Source organism: Paenibacillus sp. FSL H8-0048 (assembly GCF_038002825.1).
GTDB lineage: Bacteria > Bacillota > Bacilli > Paenibacillales > Paenibacillaceae > Paenibacillus_AQ.
The window spans coordinates 4,709,907-4,730,948 of sequence record NZ_JBBODF010000001.1 but is presented as its reverse complement, the minus strand read 5'-3'; the positions used below and the strand labels follow the sequence as shown (position 1 = coordinate 4,730,948).

At 48.6% G+C, this 21,042-nt stretch carries 24 protein-coding genes and 1 pseudogene; 6 read left to right on the top strand and 19 right to left on the bottom strand.

Annotated elements, in window-relative coordinates; translation table 11 throughout:
- Positions 1–5 precede the first annotated feature (5 nt).
- From NSU18_RS20230 to NSU18_RS20205, 6 genes are all read right to left on the bottom strand, one after another.
- A complete protein-coding gene (locus NSU18_RS20230; protein WP_341149887.1) occupies positions 6–413 on the bottom strand; it encodes a hypothetical protein in 408 nt (135 codons plus the stop codon).
- A 138-nt stretch (positions 414–551) separates the two neighbouring features.
- Positions 552–1,247 (bottom strand): ABC transporter ATP-binding protein, encoded by a 696-nt coding sequence (locus tag NSU18_RS20225; RefSeq protein WP_341018522.1) that lies wholly within the window; start codon positions 1,245–1,247, stop codon positions 552–554.
- Positions 1,248–1,356: 109 nt separating this feature from the next.
- Entirely contained in the window at positions 1,357–2,370 is a 1,014-nt protein-coding gene (locus NSU18_RS20220) for an ABC transporter permease (RefSeq protein ID WP_341149886.1), read from the bottom strand.
- A gap of 129 nt (positions 2,371–2,499) precedes the next feature.
- Entirely contained in the window at positions 2,500–3,066 is a 567-nt protein-coding gene (locus tag NSU18_RS20215; RefSeq protein WP_341015680.1) for a TetR/AcrR family transcriptional regulator, read from the bottom strand.
- Positions 3,067–3,117: 51 nt separating this feature from the next.
- A complete protein-coding gene (locus NSU18_RS20210; protein ID WP_341015678.1) occupies positions 3,118–3,729 on the bottom strand; it encodes a suppressor of fused domain protein in 612 nt (203 codons plus the stop codon).
- Positions 3,730–3,759: 30 nt separating this feature from the next.
- Positions 3,760–4,347: a TetR/AcrR family transcriptional regulator gene (locus tag NSU18_RS20205; protein ID WP_341149885.1), complete on the bottom strand. Its 588-nt coding sequence runs from the start codon at positions 4,345–4,347 to the stop codon at positions 3,760–3,762.
- 258 nt (positions 4,348–4,605) lie between these two features.
- On the opposite strand from NSU18_RS20205, the gene NSU18_RS20200 reads away from it, so the two are divergent.
- Together NSU18_RS20200 and NSU18_RS20195 are read left to right on the top strand one after the other, a co-directional pair.
- The gene (locus NSU18_RS20200; protein ID WP_341149884.1) at positions 4,606–5,760 is read left to right on the top strand and encodes an MFS transporter; all 1,155 of its coding nucleotides are present in this window, start codon (positions 4,606–4,608) and stop codon (positions 5,758–5,760) included.
- A 134-nt stretch (positions 5,761–5,894) separates the two neighbouring features.
- Positions 5,895–7,610: an ABC1 kinase family protein gene (locus tag NSU18_RS20195; RefSeq protein ID WP_341149883.1), complete on the top strand. Its 1,716-nt coding sequence runs from the start codon at positions 5,895–5,897 to the stop codon at positions 7,608–7,610.
- A 179-nt stretch (positions 7,611–7,789) separates the two neighbouring features.
- On the opposite strand, the gene NSU18_RS20190 is transcribed toward NSU18_RS20195, so the two are convergent.
- The 3 genes and pseudogenes from NSU18_RS20190 to NSU18_RS20180 form a co-directional block, all read right to left on the bottom strand.
- On the bottom strand, positions 7,790–8,452 hold the full coding sequence (locus NSU18_RS20190; RefSeq protein ID WP_341149882.1) for a hypothetical protein: 663 nt from the start codon (positions 8,450–8,452) through the stop codon (positions 7,790–7,792).
- 223 nt (positions 8,453–8,675) lie between these two features.
- Positions 8,676–10,184 carry an aldehyde dehydrogenase family protein gene (locus tag NSU18_RS20185; RefSeq protein ID WP_341151075.1) on the bottom strand — a complete coding sequence of 503 codons (1,509 nt, stop codon included), beginning with the start codon at positions 10,182–10,184 and terminating at the stop codon, positions 8,676–8,678.
- Positions 10,158–11,237 (bottom strand): annotated as a pseudogene (locus NSU18_RS20180) (5-methyltetrahydropteroyltriglutamate--homocysteine S-methyltransferase); the annotation flags it as partial. The pseudogene NSU18_RS20180 and the gene NSU18_RS20185, both read right to left, overlap by 27 nt.
- Before the next feature lie 237 nt (positions 11,238–11,474).
- Here NSU18_RS20180 and NSU18_RS20175 point away from each other — a divergent pair.
- Entirely contained in the window at positions 11,475–11,714 is a 240-nt protein-coding gene (locus tag NSU18_RS20175; RefSeq protein ID WP_341149881.1) for a hypothetical protein, read from the top strand.
- A gap of 143 nt (positions 11,715–11,857) precedes the next feature.
- Here the strand turns inward: NSU18_RS20175 and NSU18_RS20170 are convergent, their stop codons facing one another.
- Together NSU18_RS20170 and NSU18_RS20165 are read right to left on the bottom strand one after the other, a co-directional pair.
- Complete coding sequence (locus NSU18_RS20170; RefSeq protein ID WP_341149880.1) at positions 11,858–12,412, bottom strand: GNAT family N-acetyltransferase; 555 nt, start codon at positions 12,410–12,412, stop codon at positions 11,858–11,860.
- Entirely contained in the window at positions 12,409–12,732 is a 324-nt protein-coding gene (locus NSU18_RS20165) for a DUF2834 domain-containing protein (RefSeq protein ID WP_341149879.1), read from the bottom strand. The genes NSU18_RS20170 and NSU18_RS20165 overlap by 4 nt, the downstream gene beginning before the upstream one ends.
- Positions 12,733–12,909: 177 nt before the next feature.
- On the opposite strand from NSU18_RS20165, the gene NSU18_RS20160 reads away from it, so the two are divergent.
- Positions 12,910–13,392, top strand: coding sequence for a hypothetical protein (locus NSU18_RS20160; protein WP_341149878.1), 483 nt, complete (start codon positions 12,910–12,912; stop codon positions 13,390–13,392).
- 20 nt (positions 13,393–13,412) lie between these two features.
- Here the strand turns inward: NSU18_RS20160 and NSU18_RS20155 are convergent, their stop codons facing one another.
- Positions 13,413–13,748 (bottom strand): winged helix-turn-helix transcriptional regulator, encoded by a 336-nt coding sequence (locus tag NSU18_RS20155; RefSeq protein WP_076085712.1) that lies wholly within the window; start codon positions 13,746–13,748, stop codon positions 13,413–13,415.
- Between the two features lie 105 nt (positions 13,749–13,853).
- Between NSU18_RS20155 and NSU18_RS20150 the strand changes: the two genes are divergently transcribed.
- Entirely contained in the window at positions 13,854–14,234 is a 381-nt protein-coding gene (locus tag NSU18_RS20150; protein ID WP_341149877.1) for a RidA family protein, read from the top strand.
- A 122-nt stretch (positions 14,235–14,356) separates the two neighbouring features.
- On the opposite strand, the gene NSU18_RS20145 is transcribed toward NSU18_RS20150, so the two are convergent.
- The 5 genes from NSU18_RS20145 to NSU18_RS20125 form a co-directional block, all read right to left on the bottom strand.
- Positions 14,357–14,773, bottom strand: a complete 417-nt coding sequence (locus NSU18_RS20145; RefSeq protein ID WP_341151074.1) for a hypothetical protein — start codon at positions 14,771–14,773, stop codon at positions 14,357–14,359.
- Positions 14,774–14,989: 216 nt separating this feature from the next.
- Positions 14,990–16,291: a helix-turn-helix domain-containing protein gene (locus tag NSU18_RS20140; protein ID WP_341149876.1), complete on the bottom strand. Its 1,302-nt coding sequence runs from the start codon at positions 16,289–16,291 to the stop codon at positions 14,990–14,992.
- Positions 16,292–16,323: 32 nt separating this feature from the next.
- A complete protein-coding gene (locus NSU18_RS20135) occupies positions 16,324–17,046 on the bottom strand; it encodes a transglutaminase-like domain-containing protein (protein ID WP_341149875.1) in 723 nt (240 codons plus the stop codon).
- Between the two features lie 29 nt (positions 17,047–17,075).
- A complete protein-coding gene (locus NSU18_RS20130) occupies positions 17,076–17,840 on the bottom strand; it encodes an AraC family transcriptional regulator (RefSeq protein WP_341149874.1) in 765 nt (254 codons plus the stop codon).
- A gap of 46 nt (positions 17,841–17,886) precedes the next feature.
- Positions 17,887–18,474: a hypothetical protein gene (locus NSU18_RS20125; protein ID WP_341015651.1), complete on the bottom strand. Its 588-nt coding sequence runs from the start codon at positions 18,472–18,474 to the stop codon at positions 17,887–17,889.
- Between the two features lie 472 nt (positions 18,475–18,946).
- On the opposite strand from NSU18_RS20125, the gene NSU18_RS20120 reads away from it, so the two are divergent.
- Positions 18,947–19,696 (top strand): hypothetical protein, encoded by a 750-nt coding sequence (locus NSU18_RS20120; protein WP_341149873.1) that lies wholly within the window; start codon positions 18,947–18,949, stop codon positions 19,694–19,696.
- Positions 19,697–19,698: 2 nt separating this feature from the next.
- Here the strand turns inward: NSU18_RS20120 and NSU18_RS20115 are convergent, their stop codons facing one another.
- Both NSU18_RS20115 and NSU18_RS20110 read right to left on the bottom strand, forming a co-directional pair.
- Complete coding sequence (locus tag NSU18_RS20115) at positions 19,699–20,022, bottom strand: putative quinol monooxygenase (protein WP_341151073.1); 324 nt, start codon at positions 20,020–20,022, stop codon at positions 19,699–19,701.
- 9 nt (positions 20,023–20,031) lie between these two features.
- Positions 20,032–21,027, bottom strand: coding sequence for a helix-turn-helix transcriptional regulator (locus tag NSU18_RS20110; protein ID WP_341149872.1), 996 nt, complete (start codon positions 21,025–21,027; stop codon positions 20,032–20,034).
- Between the last annotated feature and the right edge of the window lie 15 nt (positions 21,028–21,042).

Below are 21,042 nucleotides of genomic sequence, written 5' to 3'. Positions count from 1 at the left end.
GGCGGTCAATGAAACCCCATCCCCCGTGTATGGTACCACCACAGGATACGGATGACCTCGTCTCCAATCTGAACCTCCTCCAGCTCCTCACTTTCCTCCATCAGCTTCCCCCGCAGGGGTGCAGGGAGGGGCCGGTAGGCCGGCGTAGGCCGGCTCTCATTCATTAGTCTGGGTATCGGAGAATCTGGGGCAGCCTCCAGATGGTAGGCGATAAGCTCGCACAGGTAGGCAAAAATTCGCTCCAGCGTCTCACCGCCTAAATCCCCGGGCATAGCCATTACCCATTCTGTACCCACCGCTTGTCTACTGAACAGGTGAGCCGCAGATAACCCGACTGTCGCGAATCTGGCCACCCCCTTCTCCTCTGCCGCCGGAAAAAAATAAATCTCGATCTGCACTCTCTCGGGCTTCATAAGGGTGATCCAGTATTCCGGTATTTTCCACACTCTGGTATATGCATCTAAGATGACCGTCTTTCGGATATCGAAGGAAAGCTCATTAGCTTTGCTGAATTCATTGGCTATGGCAAACACCCCCCCGTTGACTTGGCACTACACGATGGACTCCAGCCTTGCTACAGATAACCTCCCGTCTTCCATCCGGTACACCTTATCGCAATATTCAAGCATACGTTCATCGTGTGTAACCATAATCGCCGCCTTACGGCGTGTTCTCACCTCATGAGCAATCAGGGAGACCACTTCATGCGCACGCTTGGTGTCCAGGCTTGCCGTAGGCTCATCCGCCAGGATGATACCGGGATTGTTGATGAGCGCACGGGCAATTGCTGTCCGCTGCTTCTCACCGCCTGACAGCTCCTCCGGGAAGCTGTTCAGCTTCGAGCCCAGGCCCAGCTCTTCCAGCAGTTTAATGGCGAACGCTTTATCCTCTTTGTTCACCTTCCCTGACATCTTTTTTACGATGAGCAATTGGTCCAGCACACTTAGATAAGGAACCAGATTCGAAGATTGCATAATGAATCCGACTTCTTGCAGCCTTAGATCCGCCAGTTCCTGTGCCGTAAGCTTAGCAATAGCATGTCCATTCAGCTCAGCCTCCCCTTCTGAAGCCTTCAGCAGTGCTCCGGCAATAGACAAGAATGTGCTTTTCCCTGAACCCGACGGTCCGACGACAGCAACGAACTCACCAGGCTCCACGGATATAGACACATGATCGAGTGCTGCGATCCGGTTGCTTCCTTCGGCATAATATTTGGTGACTTCACTCATGTGTAATCCCTTAGTCATTGTCATTATTCAGCCCTCCCGAGCGCCTTGAGCGGATCAATCTTAGTAATCTTTCGAACCGATACCAGCGAACTTAACATATCGATAACCAGCAGAATCACAGAATACGTCACGACAAGAGTAGTCTCCAGCTTGAACGGCATCCCCTTCGGCATAATGGCTGCTGTTCCATAAGTAAGACTCCGGCTACAATGCTGGTCAGCGATAGCACCAATACTTGCGATACAATCGCTTTGCTTAAGAATCTGTTACTGGCACCTATAGCTTTCATAATGCCGAATTGATTGGTTTTCTGCATCGTCATTACGTAAAAGAATACCCCAAGCACGAAGGCGGCGATTGCAAGCAGAAAAGCCAGCATCATTAGAATCGTTCCGTTCTCTTCTTTGTACCCTGGCATTCCCTGTACTGCTGCCGACCGGGTAACCGTGTCTATACTCGCGAGCTTGCTGTTCACGACGCCCGGATCGATATCCTTGCCTTGCAGCATAATCGCATTAACAGGCCCGGCAACGCCTTTATCGGAACCAGGAGCTGCGAAGGCAATCTTCCGCCATTCGGCCATTGGAGTGAATACGGAGGCCACGTGGTTATAAGTCTGATTCTCCACGAATCCTATAATCGTTAGTGACTCAGTCGTGCCGTCTATTTGAAAAGTATCACCTATGCCATAGCCCTCATCCTTCATGGTTGAATTCACTATGACACCCGTATGGTTCTCAGCAGATAGGCGTTCCCCTTCCACGACAGACGGTTCCAGGAAGCTTCCCGGGTTAATTCCTATAATCGCGATATCCAGCTTGTCTTCATTCTTGGTGCTGTTTGCCTTCATCGCTGTTGCCATGCTAGTTCCCATAGGGGCAGCGCCACTCACGTTAGGCAGCAGCTCGACTTCCGCCAATAGTTGATCAGACAGCAGCGATTTGCTCATTGAAGACTGTGATCCTTCCTCGAAAATGACATAGTCTGCCTTCATCGTCTTAAAGGTTGACGCAGCCAGCGTAGATAGACCATTCCCTAAGCCTGATAAGATAAATACCAGCCAGGCCAGGAGCACAAAAATAATGATGATCATTAAAAATTTCATTTTGCTATGCAGCAGTTCTTTTACAGCTAGAAACATTCCCTTCCAACTCCTTATTTATATTATCGACACATGTGTCAATTTTAACCTGCCAATATAACCGACATCTGACACATTAAATTAAACACCATATTCGACACTTGTGTCAAATTGGATTCAACGCGGCAGTCAGCTCTTGGCCCCTCCGATCCACATTTGAAACAGCAGCTTACCCCAAGCGGGAGTAGGGATATTCAGCATATTAGGCGTATCAATCAGGTTAAAGAACACACCAATAAGTACAGGAAGTGGGATATCCTGCCTCAGGTCTTGATTCTGCTGGGCGCGTTCGAATAAGCGGGATAGTTGAATTTTGAGTGTCTGATGTCCTGCCTCAATATATTCAAGATCTCTCGCCGCTGCTGAAGAATTGGCCGTATTGATCTTATTCGCATTGCCCAGAAGCTGATGTAACGCAGACTCCTCCACGTAAATGAGCAGCAGCTGTTCAAGGGCATCCATCGGGTCAGCCTCATCAATGGCTAATGCCTTGTCTACTACTGCTGCCATTACGCGCTTCATACAAGCCGCCACAATCTCTTCCTTATTCGCATAATACTGATAGATAGTGCTTCTGGCCCCTGACAGATGCTGTGAAAGCAGCTTGAGATGAAACCCGTCATATCCATGCTCAAGCACCAATTGTTTGGTTGTGTCCAGCAGCTCTGTCTCTGTAAAAGACTGTTTTCTTCCCATTGCATCTCTTCCGTCCTGTCCTTGGTGATAGATATCATTAGTTTAGCATGGTTAGTGAACATTTCCCAACGGCCGCCGCGGATCAATAATGGAATGCTCGATCTCTTCGATGTAGGAATCAAAGGCCTCCACGCCTTCATTTAAAATTAATTCAGCCTCCTGCGCCGTGACTGGTAGCGCCCATAGGATCTGGGCCCTCTCGCTCCCGACCTGAATCTCCTCCAGCTCTTCACTTTCCCCCCTCAGCTCATCCAGCAGAAAAGCAGTGGTTGTCCAGTTAGCCGGGGCAAGCGGACTCTCCTCCATCACTCTAGGTATCCGCGAATCACCTGCGCTCTCTATATGATGGGCGATAAGGTCACAGAGATAGGTAAATATCCGGTCCACAGCCTCCCCGCCTAAGTCAGAGGCCAGAGCCATCACCCACTCTGTACCCACAGCTTGTCCATTCGGGCGGCGAGTTGCGGCTAACCCGACTGTTGCGAACCTCGCCACCATAGTCTCGTCCGTAGCCGGAAAATAGTAAACCTCAACATGGACGGCTGTAGCGGGCTTGCTTAAGATAATCCGGTATTCCGGCATCTTCCACTCCCGGATATAAGCCCCTAAGATTACTGTTCTGCGGATATCGAAGGAGAGCTCCCTCTCTTTGCTTGATTCCATATAGATAGCAATCACCTTCCCTCTTTTTGATTAAGCTATAGCTACTAAAGTAAGGATCTGTTTCACAAAGTTATCCGTGACTACCCTGTCCGGACGGGACTTCAGGAACACCGTGAGTCCTATTAACGAAATGACCAGTGTCTGCGCCAGATTCTTGGCGTTAATCCCGGGATCAAGCTCCCCTGACTGCATGCCCCGTTCAATCGTTTCCTGGAAGATCACCGAGAGGTACATCTGATGTTCTCTGGTCAGAATCTCAAACTTTTCATCATGGGGAGCCAGCTCCACCATTGAATTAATGCAGAAGCACCCCGTGCTCGGGCTTTTCTCATATTCTTTGGACACCACATCTTCAAAAAAGCTACGGAATGCCTCTTTCACCGAAGAATGCTTGTGCAGACTGCCCCGGACATAGGCTGCATGGGAGCTCGTATATTTTCGCAAGGCAGCTTCAAACAATCCTTTCTTATCTCCAAAGGCAGAGTATAGGCTTGGACGCTGAATGCCCATTCTTGCGGTTAGGTCGCTTAAGGAGGCCGCTTCGAACCCTTTTTCCCAAAACACATGCATCGCTTCCTCAAGCGCCTTATCCTGATCAAATTCGCGCGGCCGGGCCATAGCACTCCCTCATTTCATATCGAATGGTATATTACAATTGTATTTGGCGAAGATTCTCCTGTCAATCAGACCTTTCTATATATCTTCCACCCCCGTTCCCTATTGACAGTTAATTTTCCTTAGCGTTATATTTAGCAAGAATCATTACATACCTATCGGTATATTATTATCGGTATGAAGGAGGCGTTAGGTTTGGCGGGTTTTGTGAAAGAACCGAAATTTAATGACTTAGCAGCAGAACCAATACCTGTATCTTTAATGAACCGCAAGGTTGCGATGTTATTTGCCATAACCTGCGGACTGGCGGTCGCCAACATCTATTACGCCCAGCCTCTGCTGGACGCAATCTCTAGTGAATTCGGGATTACCCATTCTTCCGTCGGCATCGTGATTACAGTGACTCAGATTTGTTACGCCATTGGACTACTGCTGCTGGTGCCGCTGGGCGATCTGCTGGGTCGGCGCTGGCTGATTACCAGGCAGATGCTGGTCTCCGTGCTGGCATTGGTTGTCGTGGGTACTTCCCCTACCAGCATGGTGTTATTCATAGGCATTGCTACGGTCGGACTGCTTGCGGTAGTGACACAGACGCTTGTTGCGTTCGCAGCCACCCTGGCTGCCCCGGCTGAACGCGGACGAACGGTGGGTGTGGTGACCAGCGGAATTGTCATTGGGATTCTGCTGGCGCGGACGTTCGCCGGCGTGTTAACGGATCTGGCCGGTTGGCGTTCAGTCTACCTTGTCTCGGCGGGACTCACGTTAATCATGGCAGGTGTATTGTTCAGGGTGCTGCCGCAATCTGAGCCCCGGAGAGAATCCTTATCCTACCCGCAGCTTCTCCGTTCGCTGTTCATGCTGTTCGCAGAGGAACGGCTGCTGCGAATCCGTGCTGTGCTATGCCTGCTGATTTTCGCCGCCTTCAGTATCTTGTGGACTTCCCTGGTGCTGCCTCTCAGCGCTCCTCCGCTGTCCCTGTCACATACTGCGATTGGAGCGTTTGGACTCGCCGGAGTCACCGGGGCATTAGCAGCAGCACGGGCAGGCCGTCTGGCCGATCAGGGGCTGGGGCAAAAGACTACCGGCGTAGCATTGATTCTGTTACTCATCTCCTGGCTGCCGATCAGTTATACTCCTCATTCGCTGCTCGCGTTAGTCATCGGGATTATCCTTCTTGACCTGGCCGTGCAAGCCGTACACGTCACCAACCAGAGCATGATCCTTAATCTGCGCCCGGAAGCCCGCAGCCGAATTACTGCCGGTTACATGGTCTTCTATTCCATTGGTAGCGCCACCGGATCAATCGCATCTACCAGTATGTATGCTTACTGGGGCTGGAATGGAGTGTGCCTGCTCGGTGCAACGTTTAGTGCTGTGGCTATGATCTTCTGGGCGTTGACCCGCCGCGTAAAATGATGGATACAACGGTGTTACGTCCACCGGGCCGCTGCCCAAACACCTAGCCGACCAAGCCTGTAATTGTATATCTGTCTGGTATGAAATATCATACAATTAGGCAGATGGATGATTAGAAGGGCAGATGAGCAAGAATGAGCGAATTCCTGAAATTAATGAAGGATGCAAGGTTCAGAAGAACCATGCGGATGATTTTCAAGTTCGCCTGGGATTTCTGGTGGCTGGGCAAGCTGAAGTACTTGATGTCACGGCGGCGCTTTGCAGCCAAGCAACAGGCCTTATACCGCAAGCAGGCAGCATACTTCACGACAACCGCTATGGACATGGGCGGGCTAATTATCAAGCTTGGGCAGCATGTTAGTGCGCAGGTGGATATGCTGCCGAAGGAAGTTATTGAAGAATTGTCCAAGCTGCAGGATTCTGTAGAATTCGTAGATTTCTCCGAGATCCGGCAGAAGGTAGAGCGTGAACTCGGGGTATCCATCAGCAAGATGTATGCTGAGTTCAGTACGACTCCTATTGCAGCGGCTTCCTTCGGACAGGTCCACCGGGCAACCTTACGGACAGGTGAGCAAGTCGCCGTGAAGGTGATGCGTCCCGGGGTTGAAGACATTATCGCGATTGATTGGAAATCCATTCAGGTCGCAATTTCGTTATTGAAGCGCCAGAAGATGATTACAGACTTCATGGATCTTGATGCCGTATATGATGAGTTTCATGACACGATTATGGAAGAACTCGACTATCAGCAAGAAGGGCGCAATGCCGAAGAGTTCAAGCAGCAGCTAGCCCACCGGAAGGATGTCGTGATTCCGCACATTCATTGGTCCTGTACTACCCCGCAGGTGCTGACCATGGAGTTTATGGAAGGTGTCAAAATTAATGATTTCGCCAAGCTGGAGGCTTGGGGGGTAGACCGGACAAGACTTGCGACGTCGCTGATTGAAATGTTCGTGGAACAGATTTTATTGAATGGCTTGTTTCACGCTGACCCCCACCCGGGCAATGTGCTCGTGCAGCCTGACGGCACCATCGCCTTGATCGATTTTGGAATGGTCGGGCGGATTCCGAAGGATATGAAGACCCAGATGGTTGCCCTTCTGCTGGCCGTATATCTGAAAGACGCCCACGGCGCCATCGATGCCCTGAACAAGTTGAGATTTTTAAGACGGAATGTAGATCTGGAGGTCTTCTCCAGGAATCTTACCTTATTATTCGAACAAATCAACGGGGATACGTTCGATCTGAGTTTTGTGACCTCAGGCGACAATGTGGAGGAATTGCGCAATTTCCTCTACTCCCAGCCTTTTCAATTACCTGCCAATACCACATTCCTGGGCAAAGCCATAGGCACCGTGTACGGGCTCTGTACCGGACTGGACCCTGAGCTTGATCTGGTCGGGACGGTTAAGCCTTATGTGGAACAGGTGGTGCGGAGGGATCTGCGGGGAAGTGTCATCTCCAAGGTTGTAGAGGATGGCAAAAATATGCTCAAAGACATCCTTCCAACGACCAAGAAGTTCATGTCGGCCATCGATAAAATGGATACCGGCGGCTTAAGGGTTAAGCTGGCCAGCTCCCTCGAGCAAAAATTAATCGAGACGCAGAACAAAAATACACAGCGGTTAATCGCCACCATCATTGGCGCGGTATTACTTCTGGCCGGGGTCAACCTGTGGAATGAAGTGAAGCCCATCGTCTCTTATGTATTCGGCACCTTGGGCCTGCTCGTTATGCTCAGCCAGCTCCGGACGAGACAAGGCCGCCGGGATGAAAGACATGCAAGGCAAATCAACGCAATGCGTGAACGTAGCCGATTGGAGAAGCCGAAATCAAAATCGCGTGGATAACGAAATGTGGATAACATTAAGGCTGCGTACGAAACTAAACTGTACAAGTGGAAACGATACCGTCCTTTTAAAGGACGGTACCGTTTCAGCGAGAAATAGAAGGAAAATTCATCATGTGAAACATATAAATTCTATATTTTAAATAAAGCTCCTGCAAGTTTTGGATCATAATGCCCCCGTTAGTTGAGCAACAAACTCTCGAAATGTATTATCAATGAATCCAACGGATTCCCGATTTTCACATTTAACTCTTGCTCAACTTTAACGGCTGATTCCACCATAGATAATTGAGCAACAGAAATTTTCTTGTTTTTTTCTGAGGCATGTATCCCCTTTAGATACTTTGATAATTCTTCAACGTATTGCTCATTTTTACCTTGCATGATTAGCTCAAATGTATTCTCTATGACACGTGCCTCAATATGAATTGGCTTATCCTGTATAGAAGCAAATTCATTAAGCCTTCTCATTGTCCCCTCGACAGTTGCTGGATTAGTGAATAATAGAACTTGTGGTTCTGTAATATTGCAGACAGAACTAAAGAAAGGCTCATCGATTTTTATTATAGGAATAGATGTATTAAGCCGGTTTTCTTCAAGAAGAGCTATGTAATTAGTACATGTGATAAGAATAACCTCAACATTTGCTTGTGATATCCATTCTATTTGTTCGATGACTTTATTTTTGGCTTGTCCTTCATCGAAATTATTATCTGATGTAATTCTACTCATCAAACCAGGATCCACAAAATGAACCAATTCCAACTCATCAGAGGTAAGAGCATTTTGAATATACTGGATATTTGAATAGTGGGCGTGTAAACAAGCAATCTTTTTCTTCATGATTTTATCTCCTTAAACCCGTATTTTGAGCAGTCCCGATCCTTAATGATATCATGTTTCCCCACAAAACTGCCCGTTTTCGATACCCTCTCATTTCAATGCCTTCCATCTTTATTTCTACCGGGTAACTCACTCTAGTTGCCAACGCAAAAAACACCTCCAAGGATCTCTCTATCTTACGACAGAGTTCATTCTCTTGAAGGTGTTGATATTCTTTTCTTTTTCACTCTGGAATATAAGGAAGATCCAGCACCTTCGGAACATTGATTACATGCTGCTCTGTATATGTGCGTATGCCTTCAGCGCCATATTCACGGCCGATGCCGGACTGCTTGAAGCCGCCGAACGGGAACCGGACATCGAGCCCCTGCACCGCAGCGGTATTGATCATGGTTGTTCCCGCTTCGAGCTGACGTGCAACGGAGATGGCGTCCGCTTCCCGTCCCCACACCGAGCTCGTCAATCCATAGATGCTCTCATTATGCAGACGAATCACCTGCTCTACATCGTCGAATGGCAGAATCGGAACGGTAGGACCGAACTGCTCCTCCACGACAATCGGATCTTGATAATCGCAATTCAGAACAAGCGTTGGTTGTAGGTAGTACCCTTGTTCAAACTGTTGCTGATCCAGAATCTGACCGAGCGGAATGACCTTGGCCCCGCGCTTCTGCGCATCCTCAATCAGACCCTGCACGTAATTCTTCTGCTTCAGGTTATTCACCGGACCTACTGTCGTATGGGCATCGAAGGGATCACCAATGCGAATCCAGCGGTTGGCCGCCTCGATGTATTTCTCAACAAAAGCATCATAGATAGAGCGGTGGACATATACACGCTTGGCGATCATACAAATCTGGCCTGTAGTCAGGAAGTTGGAGATGACAATCCGGCGCATCGCCCGCTCATCCTGAACATCGAAGCTATCCAGGAAGATCGCCGCATCATTGCCGCCCAGCTCCAGCGTCATGTCCTTAATCGTATCCGCCGCCGCTTTGATGATGTGCTTGGCGGTTGCAGTTCCGCCTGTGAAGGCGATTTTGGCGATAAGAGGATTACTGGTTAGTTCAACGCCCACATCGGCAGCCCCATGAACGACATTGATGACACCTGCCGGGAACTCACCCGCGATCAGCTCTGCCACCTTCGCGGCCGCCAGCGGTGCAAATGGACTCGGTTTCAGCACAATCGTATTACCTGCAAGTAAGGCTGGGGCGATTTTTATCGTAGATAACGCAATCGGATAATTCCATGGACTGATCGCTGCCACCACCCCCATTGGATCATAGGACAGGATAGTTGTACCATGGTCATGCTCCTGGATCTCTTCCTGCAGAACAGATGCAGCTTCATTGCAAGCGAACTCCATCCACATTAACGAGACATAAATCTCACCATGGGCATCATACAGGGGCTTGCCATGCTCTCTGGACAGCAGGTGGACAATTTCGTTCTCAGCGGCTCTAATCTTCTCTATTGCCTTACGCATCCGGGTAATACGATCCTCAATAGAGGTCTTCTTCCATGTTGTAAAAGCTTCCGCCGCCGCTTCAATCGCCTCCACCGCTTGCTCCTTCGTAGTGACAGGGAAATAGCCTACGATTTCAGCCGGGTTAGCCGGATTCTCTTTGACTGACTGCGAGAGGGACGGCACATGGTGACCGTTAATGAAGGCTTCCACGATAACGGCATCTTGTTCAGCCTTCCAGACTTCGTCTGCAATCTCCTTCACATAACGAAGCTTACGCCATTGCTGTTCTTCCGTTAGGATATTGCCTTCTTCTGTAGAGGAGAATCCGCATTGCGGGCTCAAGCACAGCTGGTCAAGGGGCACATAGGTTGCTGCTTCGGCAATCCGGGCTTTAATGTGCTCTTTATCTTCCAGTTCGCCAGTTTTGGAGGTGAGCAGACCCAGTACGATTTTCAAATCCGGCCGGTTCACATATTTCAAGGGCTCGAAGCTGCCTGAACGCTCATCGTCAAATTCCAGGAATAAGCCATCTACGTCCAAGCCGCCAAAAATGACCTCAGAAGCGTAATCATAACCGCCGGTTGAGAAGTAGTTGGATTTATAGTTCCCCCGGCAAATGTGCATTGTTACCACTAGGTCTGCCGGTTTATGGGCCAAGGTTTCGTTAATCATGCGCTGCATCGTTAACAGCTCTTCCGCCGGTTCCAGACCCTTTGCCCGCAGCTTATCGTGACCCGCTTCTGAGAACAGGTCTGCCCAGGCGGTATCATCCAGTTGCAGGTACCGGCATCCAGCATCATAGAAGGCTTGAATGGCTTTTTGATACGCTGCAATCGTATCCTGAAGGAATTGCTCCCGGTCGCTATAACTATTGGCCCCCGGCTCCAGCCGGTAGATCAGCATGTTGGGACTTGGAATGGTTTGTTTCGCTACGGCGTCACCTGCATGCTTCTTGACGAATTCAAAATGCTCCACAAAGGGATGATTCGAGAAATCAACCTTACCCACCACACGGATGCCACCCTTGCGGGTCTGCATATTATGGAACTTAGGTCCGTCGATTTCCTCATACAGTTCAACGCCGTCCAGACCGCCCAGGAAATCAAAATGCCACCAGCTTCTGCGGAATTCCCCATCCGTCACGGCGAACACACCATTCTCCTTCTGCTGTTCAATAATCCGGATAATCTCTTGATCTTCCACCGCTCTTAAAGCTTCATATGTGATGTCGCCTGCTTTATATTGTTCACGCGCCTGGCTTAAGTTCGCAGGACGCAGGAAGCTGCCTACATGATCATTACGGAAGGGTATCATCGCTACATCTCCTTACAACTTTTTAGTGTACTGAGTATAGCATGAAGGCAAGAAATCCAGGTTATATGAAAAAAGCATGATTGGTCATAGCTTTTCGCGATAGCAGAAGGGGACCCCTCATGATTTCTGAACAGGAATGAAAATCCGGGGATGCAGCGTGATATCGCTTTTTCCAATGGGGCCAGTGTCACGTAAAATAGTCTTCAGATTCATTAGGAATAAGAAAGGGAGATCTGTATGAATAGCGTGGACAAAATCAGTTTTTCACTCTTTTTCGGGGAAGAGCCCGAGGCAGCTTGTTACGGGTATATAGAGCGGAATCGGGACGGCCATATGATTGCGCTCTATAACAGTTATGGTGAGGAGATCGACATGAATGGCGGACATAAATTCACCAGGGTACAATCGCTTGGCAAATTTGATGATGAAGACCGCGATAATTTCTACTCCCTACTAGAAGGCGATGGTGTAGGATAACCCGCGCATCAGACAGATGAAGATTTGGTAATGAATATTCTCTGGAGGTGGAACCGTATTCCGGTATCCCGCCTTTTCTTTGGTAGCCGTATTAATCGTAGTGCAATCAGAGTCATATAATACTAAACTCCGAGAACTACGAATTAATTGAGCTCCTCAGCCAGGAGTGAGAATATGAAAGTATCGGTAAACAAGGTGCCAAAAGAGTATGCTCTTAACAAACCTTCCTTTTTAAAATTACATTTTTCCAATAGATTTATTGATGCATGATTCTCAGGCATTACCATTGCTTGAATACGATGCAATCCTAAATTTCTAAACCCAAAAGGAATTATGGCGCCTAATGATTCTAACATAAAGCCCTTTTTCCAATGTTCTTGTGACAGGTTATAACTGATATTGGCCATTGACCCTCTTACAAAGTTACTCAATATACACGTGCCAATAATCTTGTCAGTCCCCTTTTCAGCTATTCCCCAAACAATCATTTCTTTTCTCTTAAACGCATTACTAAAGCGAACAAAGGTGTTAGCAACTGTCTTTACATCCTTTGGACAATCATATCCCCAAAACATTGTTACTTCATTGTTAGAGAAATAATTAAAGTAAGCTTCTGCATCCTCGGATTGAAGTTGGCGCAATAATAAACGTTCTGTTTCGATAAGAGGAAATTCTTGAAAGGATTCATTAAAACTCATTTTTTATCCCCACTCTCCATATGTATTTGTCTAAGCAACAGAAATAAGGGAAGACCCATTGAAGGACCTACCAGTAGCGTACCTGCAATCGGCAGCCATAGATACTTCATTCTCTTTCTGGTGCCTTCTAACCAAATGAATCCCAGAAGGACAATCACGGTAACTAAAACATCCATCCATGCAAAAGCTCCGATACGCGTACTGGTTATGGCTTCCCATAGGAGAGGCACATCGAGACCATTGTGCGTGATCCAAGGGATGAATTGCGAATAGGGCAAGACGAGCCCCAAAATAGATAATACTCCGTAAAAGTACTTCACTTATACTAACTCCTTCAGCACATTTTTAGCTACACGTAGCATACGCTCTGCTGCGACTCTGCCACCTCCTTAGCAAAGTGTTTTATTATTTTGTACGTGTTAATATATTATAAATAATAGAAAATAATTGAAAACAGTACAAGATGTTTAATTAGAATAGGCCTCTGGAGGATGGAAATGAAAGTAATCAATACATTCGTGGTTATTGTTGTTATAATGGCTGTTGCGATTCCGGCATATCTATGGAACGAAGCAAAAAGCTCTATCACGCACAAAAGTCAATATGAGCATAATTGGCAACTACAATTGCCTTCCACATTCAAAGAACTTGATCAATATACTAATCAAGGGGGATTTCGTGGCGATGGAGTGCGTTATACTATTTTTAGAACGAAAGAAAAACAACTGTCTTCAATAGTACAGCCATACGGCGGAAGAAAGAGGATTGAACAATATTCCGGGGATAATCTTCATGATAATGATAGAGATATTCAAAAATATGTGGAAAACACATTACAGCCTTTAGATGTTCCTGAAGATAAAACGCCAGATTTCAATGGAGTTTACTCGTGGCAAGACTTCAATTACGAATCTGACCGATTAGTTGTTCTGTATTATCCGAATAAGAACATTTGTTATTTTGTGGAGGATATGAGGTAAATCGTAAACCACCGTGGACTTCACCGGTTCTGTGCTCCCCACTCACATAGCTGCTCCAATACAGGCAGCAGAGTCTGCCCTTTCGGTGTCAGCGAATACTCCACTTTGGGCGGAATCTGCGGATACTCCACGCGCTTCACCAGCCCGTCAGCCTCTAATTCCTTAAGCTGCGCGCTGAGAACCTTGTACGTCACCGCTCCGAGCTGTCTCTGCATTTCGTTGAATCGGATCGACGGCTTGGCGGATAGCAGATACAGAATCGCCATCTTCCACTTCCCGCCGATCACCGACATCGTATAACCAAACGGCGTGTCTTGGATTACCGTTTCCTTGCCCTTCAGATCAGAAATACCCATGTTCACGCTATCCTTTCGGATAGTAGCCCACTTGTTTGTGCGTACTATCCCTTTATTTCTGCTCAGTCTATAATAGCTTTACTTTGAAGTAAAGGGGCTAAAGCAATGACCACCATTCGAACGTACAACCATACCCTCTGGGATCACGGAATCTCGCAGGGGTACCTTGTCGACAACACGCTGTATATCTCGGGACAGTTCTCCCATGATGCGGAGGGCAACTTCGTCGGAGCAGGCGATATTCAGGCACAAATGACGCAGACACTGAAGAATCTGGATACCGTGTTACAAGAGTTCGGAGCGACCAAGGATAATCTGGCTTACGTGGAGCTGTATCTGACGAATGCGCAGGAGCACGGGGAAACCGCGATCGAACTGTTCAAAAAGTATGTCGGAGAGCATCGGCCGGCAGGAAGCATGATCGGGGTGACTTACCTGGCATTTCCGGAACAGTGGGTAGAGGTGCGGGCTGTGGCGCACTTATGAATCCGTGCGGCTGGATAGCCTGGAAATAACCTATTCATATAAAACAGGGAGAATCAGAACCGTCAAAGGCCTGACTCTCCCTGTTTTCCACCAATGACATCGACCCTAGCTCCTCAAAGCTTCTATGGCAGCAGCCCCATATACATAAGCTCGGACGGATTCGCCGGGTTGTGGCCCAAGCCGACCCGGTCTCCGGCGCGCGGAATTTGAATTTTCGATACGAGCGTTTCTAATGTCTTCTGATACGTGCTCCCATCGTTCTCTGTCACGTTCAACACGAGGACGAGGATCGGATCGAAGTTAATGAGCTTTCCTGTATCCGTCACGGATAAGACGACAACGGTTGCGCTAAGCGGCACGGTGCCGCTTGCTGCCAATTGCGCCCGCTTCGCGGTATCCAGGCCTTGGTTAATGAGATTCCTGTGTTCTTTGGAGACCATAGTTTTCATAACCAGCCCCGACATCCCTTTGTTCATGGCCTGTGTTGCCTTCTCCAGACGATCCTGCGGTTCCTTCTTTTTGCCGAATAATCCCCACATATGCTTCACGCCTCTCTTCGTTTGATTTGTCGTTGTATCTTAACTGTATACGATTGCCATTAACCCGGACAATAGTATCGGCGACTTACAAACAAGTGAGCGGTAACGCGGGTTTTCCTTCCGATTCAAGCTTCTTTTTTTCCCAAATGGGGCTTTCTTGCAAAACTAAGGGCCTTAGACGTTATTCAATGCTCCACCGGCTCTAAAATTTTGTATTTAAACCTGACGGGAGGGCCCTCCCCCGCCATTATTCCTTAATAGATAGACCAGCTTCCGGTAGTACATGGACGATTCCTTATAGCGGCGGCCCTCCTCACACACGACTGCCAATGCTTCGTACAGCTGCTCAAGACGCATCTCGTGATGATTGGATTCGAAATAAGGCAAGCATTCCAGCGCAAGGCTTTGGAATCTCTCCGTGTCTCCTTGGGACAACGCCAGCTGGCTTTCATAGAAGGTTAGCGCCATCTCCTGATCCGTATTGGTTTGGGAAATTCGCAGCCTCTCAATTCCGTGACTAAGCAATCCCCAATTTTTCTGGGCAAAAGCGGCTTCACACCGGTAAATGATCGTAACTGGCTCAAGCTTCTTCCGGGTCTCCTCCGGCTCATTGGCGATTATTGCCTCGAAACGGACGATTTCATCCAGCGCTCTATCCAGCTCCCCAGTCATCGTGAGCATAACAATCCGGTTGTTCATAATGGTCGTGATTACATCGCCTGGCTGCTGCAAATAGACGAGGTTGGCTTCGGCCATCGACAGAGAACGCAATGCTTCCTGCACAAGGCCCATTGCAAAACAATAGCCGCTGTATGCCACATACAGGCCGGATAAACGGTGAAATAGCCGATCATCCACGATTTGCTGCATGGTTTGCTCGAATACCTGTTTTGCCTGCTCGAACTGCTTCAGCAGAATGCATGATTCCATTCTGATGTTCTGCGCCATGAGCCATACTTCCGTCCCCGGTTCTACCAGCCCGATTAAGCGGTTCACATCATCCAGCACGTTGTAAAACAGGTTTTTGGAACGGAAATACTGGATTTTGTACAGCAGGAGCGCTTTTTTTAAGGGTAATGGCAGCTCGACTTCGTCAGGCTTTCCGTACTTCTCCAAATAATGATTCAGGTAGGATTGATGCAAGTAGTCGTAAGCGGTCTGATCGTTGATCTGCTGATAGTAAACAGCTTTCATAAGGGCAGTCGTTAACTCTACGACGAGTGCATCATCCCGGTCGTCCAGAGCATCCACGTAGCTTTCGGACACGGCCCCCTCGGACATCGTCTGGAAAATGTGCTCCGCCCGCTTCAGCGTCTGCTCATCCGAAGTAGCTGCGGCGGTTAAATAACTGACGGGGACGCCTAGACGGCCCGCAATATGCTCCGCCAAATCGTCAGCCAACGGATACCTGCCTGCCAATATATTGGCAAAATGAGCCTGTGTAACAAGTCCCTCCACGAGGTCTTTCCTCGATATTTGCTTCTTCTTGCACAGAAGCTCGATACGTTCCTTGAGCATAAGACACCCCTCTGCCTTCTTGAACCTATATATCACTCCATTCTATCAAATGATCCTTCCCCCTGCCTGATGCGGCCAACGTTCCGGTTCATCAGATGCCGGACCACCCTGGTGTAGACGATTTTCTTGATCGGGCTGAGCCCTTGCGGATGAGCCTTGAAGAAGGCATCGGGGCTGTCGTAAATGCCGAAATCCTGAACGATGCCTTCTTTTTGCACGTAGGTGTCATTCTCGTTCCAATAGATATCCGGCTTTTGAAAATTATCAGTCGCAACGCCATACCCGCAAAAGGAACCCGTACACTGCTCAAATTTTTGCTGAAGCTTGGTTAAATAAGGAACGTCCAGTATAAATCCCTCAATATTCAACCACTTCTCTTCATATAGCACTTCAACCCAGCTATGAATGATCTCCCGGGGGGACAACCAGTAATACCACCCTTTCATGGCCCCCTTTTGCAGCTTCTTATCAATAGCAAATCCATGCATACGGCATGGTACGCCCACTGCCCTTAGCAACGCCATAAACAGCACACCCTTTGTATTACACTGGCCGTAGCCATCCTGCAATACGTCCGAGGCCGGAATATCGTCCGCCCGGTTGTAGCCAAATCGGATTTCGTCACGAACGTAGTTATAGATGCCGAGAATCTGTTCCTTCCTGGACATCGAATCCCACCGGCGGCTGTGAACAATTTGCTGGATCAACAGGTGAGAATGGTTCAGCAATTCCGATTCCTTCAAGTATGCACTCATGGAACACACCTCCTGCACCCATTGTAAGTTTAATGCAGGCTGGAAACTTTTAAAAAGACGCTATCTTTACGGATATCCTTCGCCGTCATGCCCAGCAACTGCCTGCTGGTAGCAGCTAAGTGGGACGGACTGTCAAAGCCTGCAGCCATCGCCGCATCCGTAATGCTGAGCCCCGCAAAAATCAAATAGACGGCCTTCTGCAGCTTGTGCAGCACCATGTACCCACTAAGCGACATACCTGTATTCTCTTTGAAGAGATGCGACAATCTGCTGTTGGACAAGCCTAACTGCCGGGCGTATTGGCTGACAGAGTGTTCGGAGTCGGTGCAATCTTTGATGAGCTGAATAAACTCTCTGATTCTCGGATCAGCAATAGCGGTGTTCACCTGCTCTACGCCCATTAGCATCAGGAGTTGCCCCAGAAAAGAACGATAGCTGTCCGGGTCCTTAACGCCAGCATATTTCTCTTGCACAAATTCGCGAATGCTGTTCATCATTCCTTGCGGAAATACATAAAATTGCTGCCCCTCCAGAATCCGCTTGAAGCTTGCCGCCAGCTCAGAGGTGCTGTCGATCAGAAGGAGCATCAGCGGGTGTCCTGCCTCTTTTAAGCGATGAACGGCGTTCGAATTGATAATGATACCTGGACAACGCAAGCCTTGCCCCGCCACCTCAATGTCAAATTCGCCCGTTAATGAGATCGTCACCTGTAAAAAAGAATGCCGGTGCTCTTCCGCATCAATTGAATCGGACACCACCATCAAATGATGCTCCGCTCCATATAAATTCATCATGTTTGAATCACTCCATTCGTGAACCAGGGCCATAACCCTTTTAAAGCTACCTTAACCCATTACTGAATACCCATGAATAAAATTCTTCCTTTTCAGGCTTAATATATTCATACTCTAGTGAAATCGTAGCACTATCTATAAGTTCAATCGCCTCTTGCATGACTTGTTTTGGTGTTTTTTCTTTAACATCAATCTCATATTCATTAATCAGTAACCGTCTTGACGGAATCGTTAAATACATTTTTTCAAGTAATTCAGTATCTACTAAACCTCCACTCTCACGATTAATCATTTGCTTTAGGTTCTGCTGGTAATCACTACAAATAAGCTTTAAAGTTATGTAGTTGAATCCTTTAAATACTTCTGGAATATCTCTTGTCCTGAGGTCATCAAAATCTAATCCGATAATATTCCCATACCCCAGCTTATTGAAATTCTTCAGAAGAACGACTGTATTTGACCATAGAGTTTCTTCTTCCAATTCTCCAGTAATCTCATAATTCCCATCAAGAGTAAGAAATTCAGGAATCATATTTTGTTCTATATACACACTCCTGTAATGTTGAAAAAGCTGTTTTGCTAATGTTGTTTTCCCTACACCACTTGGACCTATGATAAATATAAAATCTCTCATTTTGATTTATCCACCTTCTATATTTAGATTTCAGTTATTCGAGTTTTTCTTGCCGTTTGGGTATTAAAAGTTAAGGAAAATCCAGCTCCAATCTACAATGACGCTGTATGCAAAGCTTTTCTCTTCCCACAATCATAGCAAGAATCAGGTAAAAATTCTCCTACCTGATCAATCTGAACCGGTAGACCAAGTTCACTAAATATAATCGCTGTCAATTTGAAGGTATTTACAGCGGATAACCTTATAGTGTTAAAATATCGGTATGAAGTATTGAGGGTGAAGTTAGGCATGACTGAGTACAAAAATAACATCTTCTTCGGGAGGGCGATGTCGATGAGGGATGCTTCGGAGGGTCAGCAAAAACACGGGCAGCAAGAGCACAGTGTGATGCTGCCATTGTTCTCCACCACGGACAAGAACGGACGGATGACTACGCTTCAGCCTGGACATCGTATAGGACGGGGGGGCTCCATTGCTGCCGTGGTTGCTCGCATCCGCTGTACTATGGGCACTAACAGGCTCCGTGCCGTTCGGCGCTCTGCTCGGCCTGGCACCGACACCGGCGATCAGCATTTTCCTCGGTCATCCGGTCACTGTGATCGTCGCCGTGGTGCTGCTCTTCATCTCGATCAATGCGACCAGCAGTTTGTATTCAAGTGCGATTCAGCAGTTTGGACAGACCAGGATAGCTGGTCTGTTCGGGACGCTAGGAGTCACAGGAGGACTCACCGTAATCGCGGGAGCCCTCCTGCTCTGGACGCTAGCCAGCAATCCGTCGAGCCCCTTCAATCTCGAGGCAATAGCAACGTCGCCGACGATCCCCAAAGAGCTCGGCGCCGTCGTCGGAGCTGCCTTCGCCCTCTGGACCGCCATCACACTCCTGCGGTTGCCCGGCTCTATCTCCCACGCCCGGCGGCGTCAGGCGGACATCGAGCGACTCCGCACGGAGGGTTCGTCGTACACCGGAACGCTGACCGCCGTGAATTTTACTAACAGTTGGCTCTTTCATTTCCCAATATTCACGGTTGAGGTAAATTATATCGTTGACGGTGCTCCACGTGTTGTCTCAGCACACATGCGCACCAGCGCCGACCGCGTTCCTGTCGTCGGGTCGCGAATGAACGTGCTGACCGATGAACGCGGAACCACCCACGTGGAGCTGGACGAGAGTGGAGCAGTGTTCGAGCCGGACGCGAGTAAGTATGTCCCGTCGGATGGTTGATTTTACGGCCCAACTTTTTCTATGTCTAACCCCTTCCCGCCAACGGGACGGAGCCGAACCTGTTCCGCGCCTGCGATTAAAGGACGTGCGCGTTGAATGACGGCCAGCACTTCTTCGTTCTTGAGAGAGCCGGCATGAGCCTCTGCATCGCTCCACAGCTCAGTGACCCAGATCGTATCGGGGTCATCTGCGGATTCATTGATAATATAGAGCTCACAGCCCGCCATATCCTTCAAGCTACGCGAAGCTTCCAGCAATATTAGAATAAGTTCATCCCGTTTCCCGGGGCTGGCTGTCAATTTTCCGTACATCGCAAATTTGTTCATATCCACTCTTCATCCCTTCTGATCCTCTGATTTTATTTGCATCGCTTCGTAGTGTTTATACATTTCGAGGCTGACCTCAGCCATTCGGTTGATTAGCATTTGCGGCTCAAGTATCTTGAGAGACTTCCCATACGGAAGAAGAAAGTATGGTACATAGGTTTGCAGCGACAGTTCTCCCAGCTTAAAAAGAGCTTCGCCGGGCTGCCTGCGTTCGATCAGCGCATGACCAAACAGCCAATGCTTGCACAGTTCGTTAAGCGCGTGTTCGTGTCCCTGAAGCCTTACGATGACCAGCGTCTCGGCTTCGAGCGAATCCGGAAGTAAAGAATGCAAGAGGAAATCCCTCGCCGAAAAGGCAGCCGGACGTTCGAAGCGGGTATCCGCCGCCGCCAAACGGACGATGCGATCCACCCGGAAGCTTCGGATCTCTTGCCGCAACCGGCAAAACCCTGTTACGTACCATATCCCTTTCCAATGCACGATGCCGTAGGGGTCGAGGACCCGCTGGCTTGGCGTAAGCTCCGGTCCTTTGGCATAGTCCATGTTCAGCGACTCCCCTCGGGCTGCGGCCTCCTCTAACCGTTTCAGCAATTCAAGCTCTCTCGCGTCCGTTGGTGTCTGGATAACGGCAAGCCCGCTGCTATGTCTGTTAATCCGCTCAAGCTGCTCTTCATTCGTGTATCGCTTCAGCTTATCGACCGCCCGGGAGAGCGCATCCGTGAACGGATAGCCCGCTTCCCGTGCGAAGACGGATGCATGTACGAGCGCCTTCTGCTCTTCGGCATCGAAGAGCAGCGGAGAATCGACGAATTCACCGAGAAGCCGGTAACCGCCATTCGGACCGGCATCGGCAATAATCGGGGCGCCGCTCGCGCACAGTGAATCAATGCACCGGTATACGGTGCGGACATGAATCTCCAAATCGTCCGCAAGCTGCTGCGCCGTCACCCGCTTCCCCGAACGAAGCAACCATAGTATGGACAGCATATTATCCGCTTTTGACAAACGTTTCTTCACTCC

Bases quoted from the DNA above. Each gene is read 5' to 3' on its own strand.
- NSU18_RS20155 (WP_076085712.1), bottom strand. From the start codon at position 13,748: ATGGGTATTTCTGATCTGAAGGGCAAGGAAACGGTAATCCAAGACACG.
- NSU18_RS20125 (WP_341015651.1), bottom strand. From the start codon at position 18,474: ATGAGAGATTTTATATTTATCATAGGTCCAAGTGGTGTAGGGAAAACA.
- NSU18_RS20205 (WP_341149885.1), bottom strand. From the start codon at position 4,347: ATGGCCCGGCCGCGCGAATTTGATCAGGATAAGGCGCTTGAGGAAGCG.
- NSU18_RS20150 (WP_341149877.1), top strand. From the start codon at position 13,854: ATGACCACCATTCGAACGTACAACCATACCCTCTGGGATCACGGAATC.
- NSU18_RS20200 (WP_341149884.1), top strand. From the start codon at position 4,606: ATGAACCGCAAGGTTGCGATGTTATTTGCCATAACCTGCGGACTGGCG.
- NSU18_RS20215 (WP_341015680.1), bottom strand. From the start codon at position 3,066: ATGGGAAGAAAACAGTCTTTTACAGAGACAGAGCTGCTGGACACAACC.
- NSU18_RS20175 (WP_341149881.1), top strand. From the start codon at position 11,475: ATGAATAGCGTGGACAAAATCAGTTTTTCACTCTTTTTCGGGGAAGAG.
- NSU18_RS20225 (WP_341018522.1), bottom strand. From the start codon at position 1,247: ATGACTAAGGGATTACACATGAGTGAAGTCACCAAATATTATGCCGAA.
- NSU18_RS20170 (WP_341149880.1), bottom strand. From the start codon at position 12,412: ATGAGTTTTAATGAATCCTTTCAAGAATTTCCTCTTATCGAAACAGAA.
- NSU18_RS20115 (WP_341151073.1), bottom strand. From the start codon at position 20,022: ATGAACAAATTTGCGATGTACGGAAAATTGACAGCCAGCCCCGGGAAA.
- NSU18_RS20140 (WP_341149876.1), bottom strand. From the start codon at position 16,291: ATGCTCAAGGAACGTATCGAGCTTCTGTGCAAGAAGAAGCAAATATCG.
- NSU18_RS20135 (WP_341149875.1), bottom strand. From the start codon at position 17,046: ATGAGTGCATACTTGAAGGAATCGGAATTGCTGAACCATTCTCACCTG.
- NSU18_RS20230 (WP_341149887.1), bottom strand. From the start codon at position 413: ATGAAGCCCGAGAGAGTGCAGATCGAGATTTATTTTTTTCCGGCGGCA.
- NSU18_RS20190 (WP_341149882.1), bottom strand. From the start codon at position 8,452: ATGAAGAAAAAGATTGCTTGTTTACACGCCCACTATTCAAATATCCAG.
- NSU18_RS20160 (WP_341149878.1), top strand. From the start codon at position 12,910: ATGAAAGTAATCAATACATTCGTGGTTATTGTTGTTATAATGGCTGTT.
- NSU18_RS20195 (WP_341149883.1), top strand. From the start codon at position 5,895: ATGAGCGAATTCCTGAAATTAATGAAGGATGCAAGGTTCAGAAGAACC.
- NSU18_RS20145 (WP_341151074.1), bottom strand. From the start codon at position 14,773: ATGTGGGGATTATTCGGCAAAAAGAAGGAACCGCAGGATCGTCTGGAG.
- NSU18_RS20220 (WP_341149886.1), bottom strand. From the start codon at position 2,370: ATGTTTCTAGCTGTAAAAGAACTGCTGCATAGCAAAATGAAATTTTTA.
- NSU18_RS20210 (WP_341015678.1), bottom strand. From the start codon at position 3,729: ATGGAATCAAGCAAAGAGAGGGAGCTCTCCTTCGATATCCGCAGAACA.
- NSU18_RS20130 (WP_341149874.1), bottom strand. From the start codon at position 17,840: ATGATGAATTTATATGGAGCGGAGCATCATTTGATGGTGGTGTCCGAT.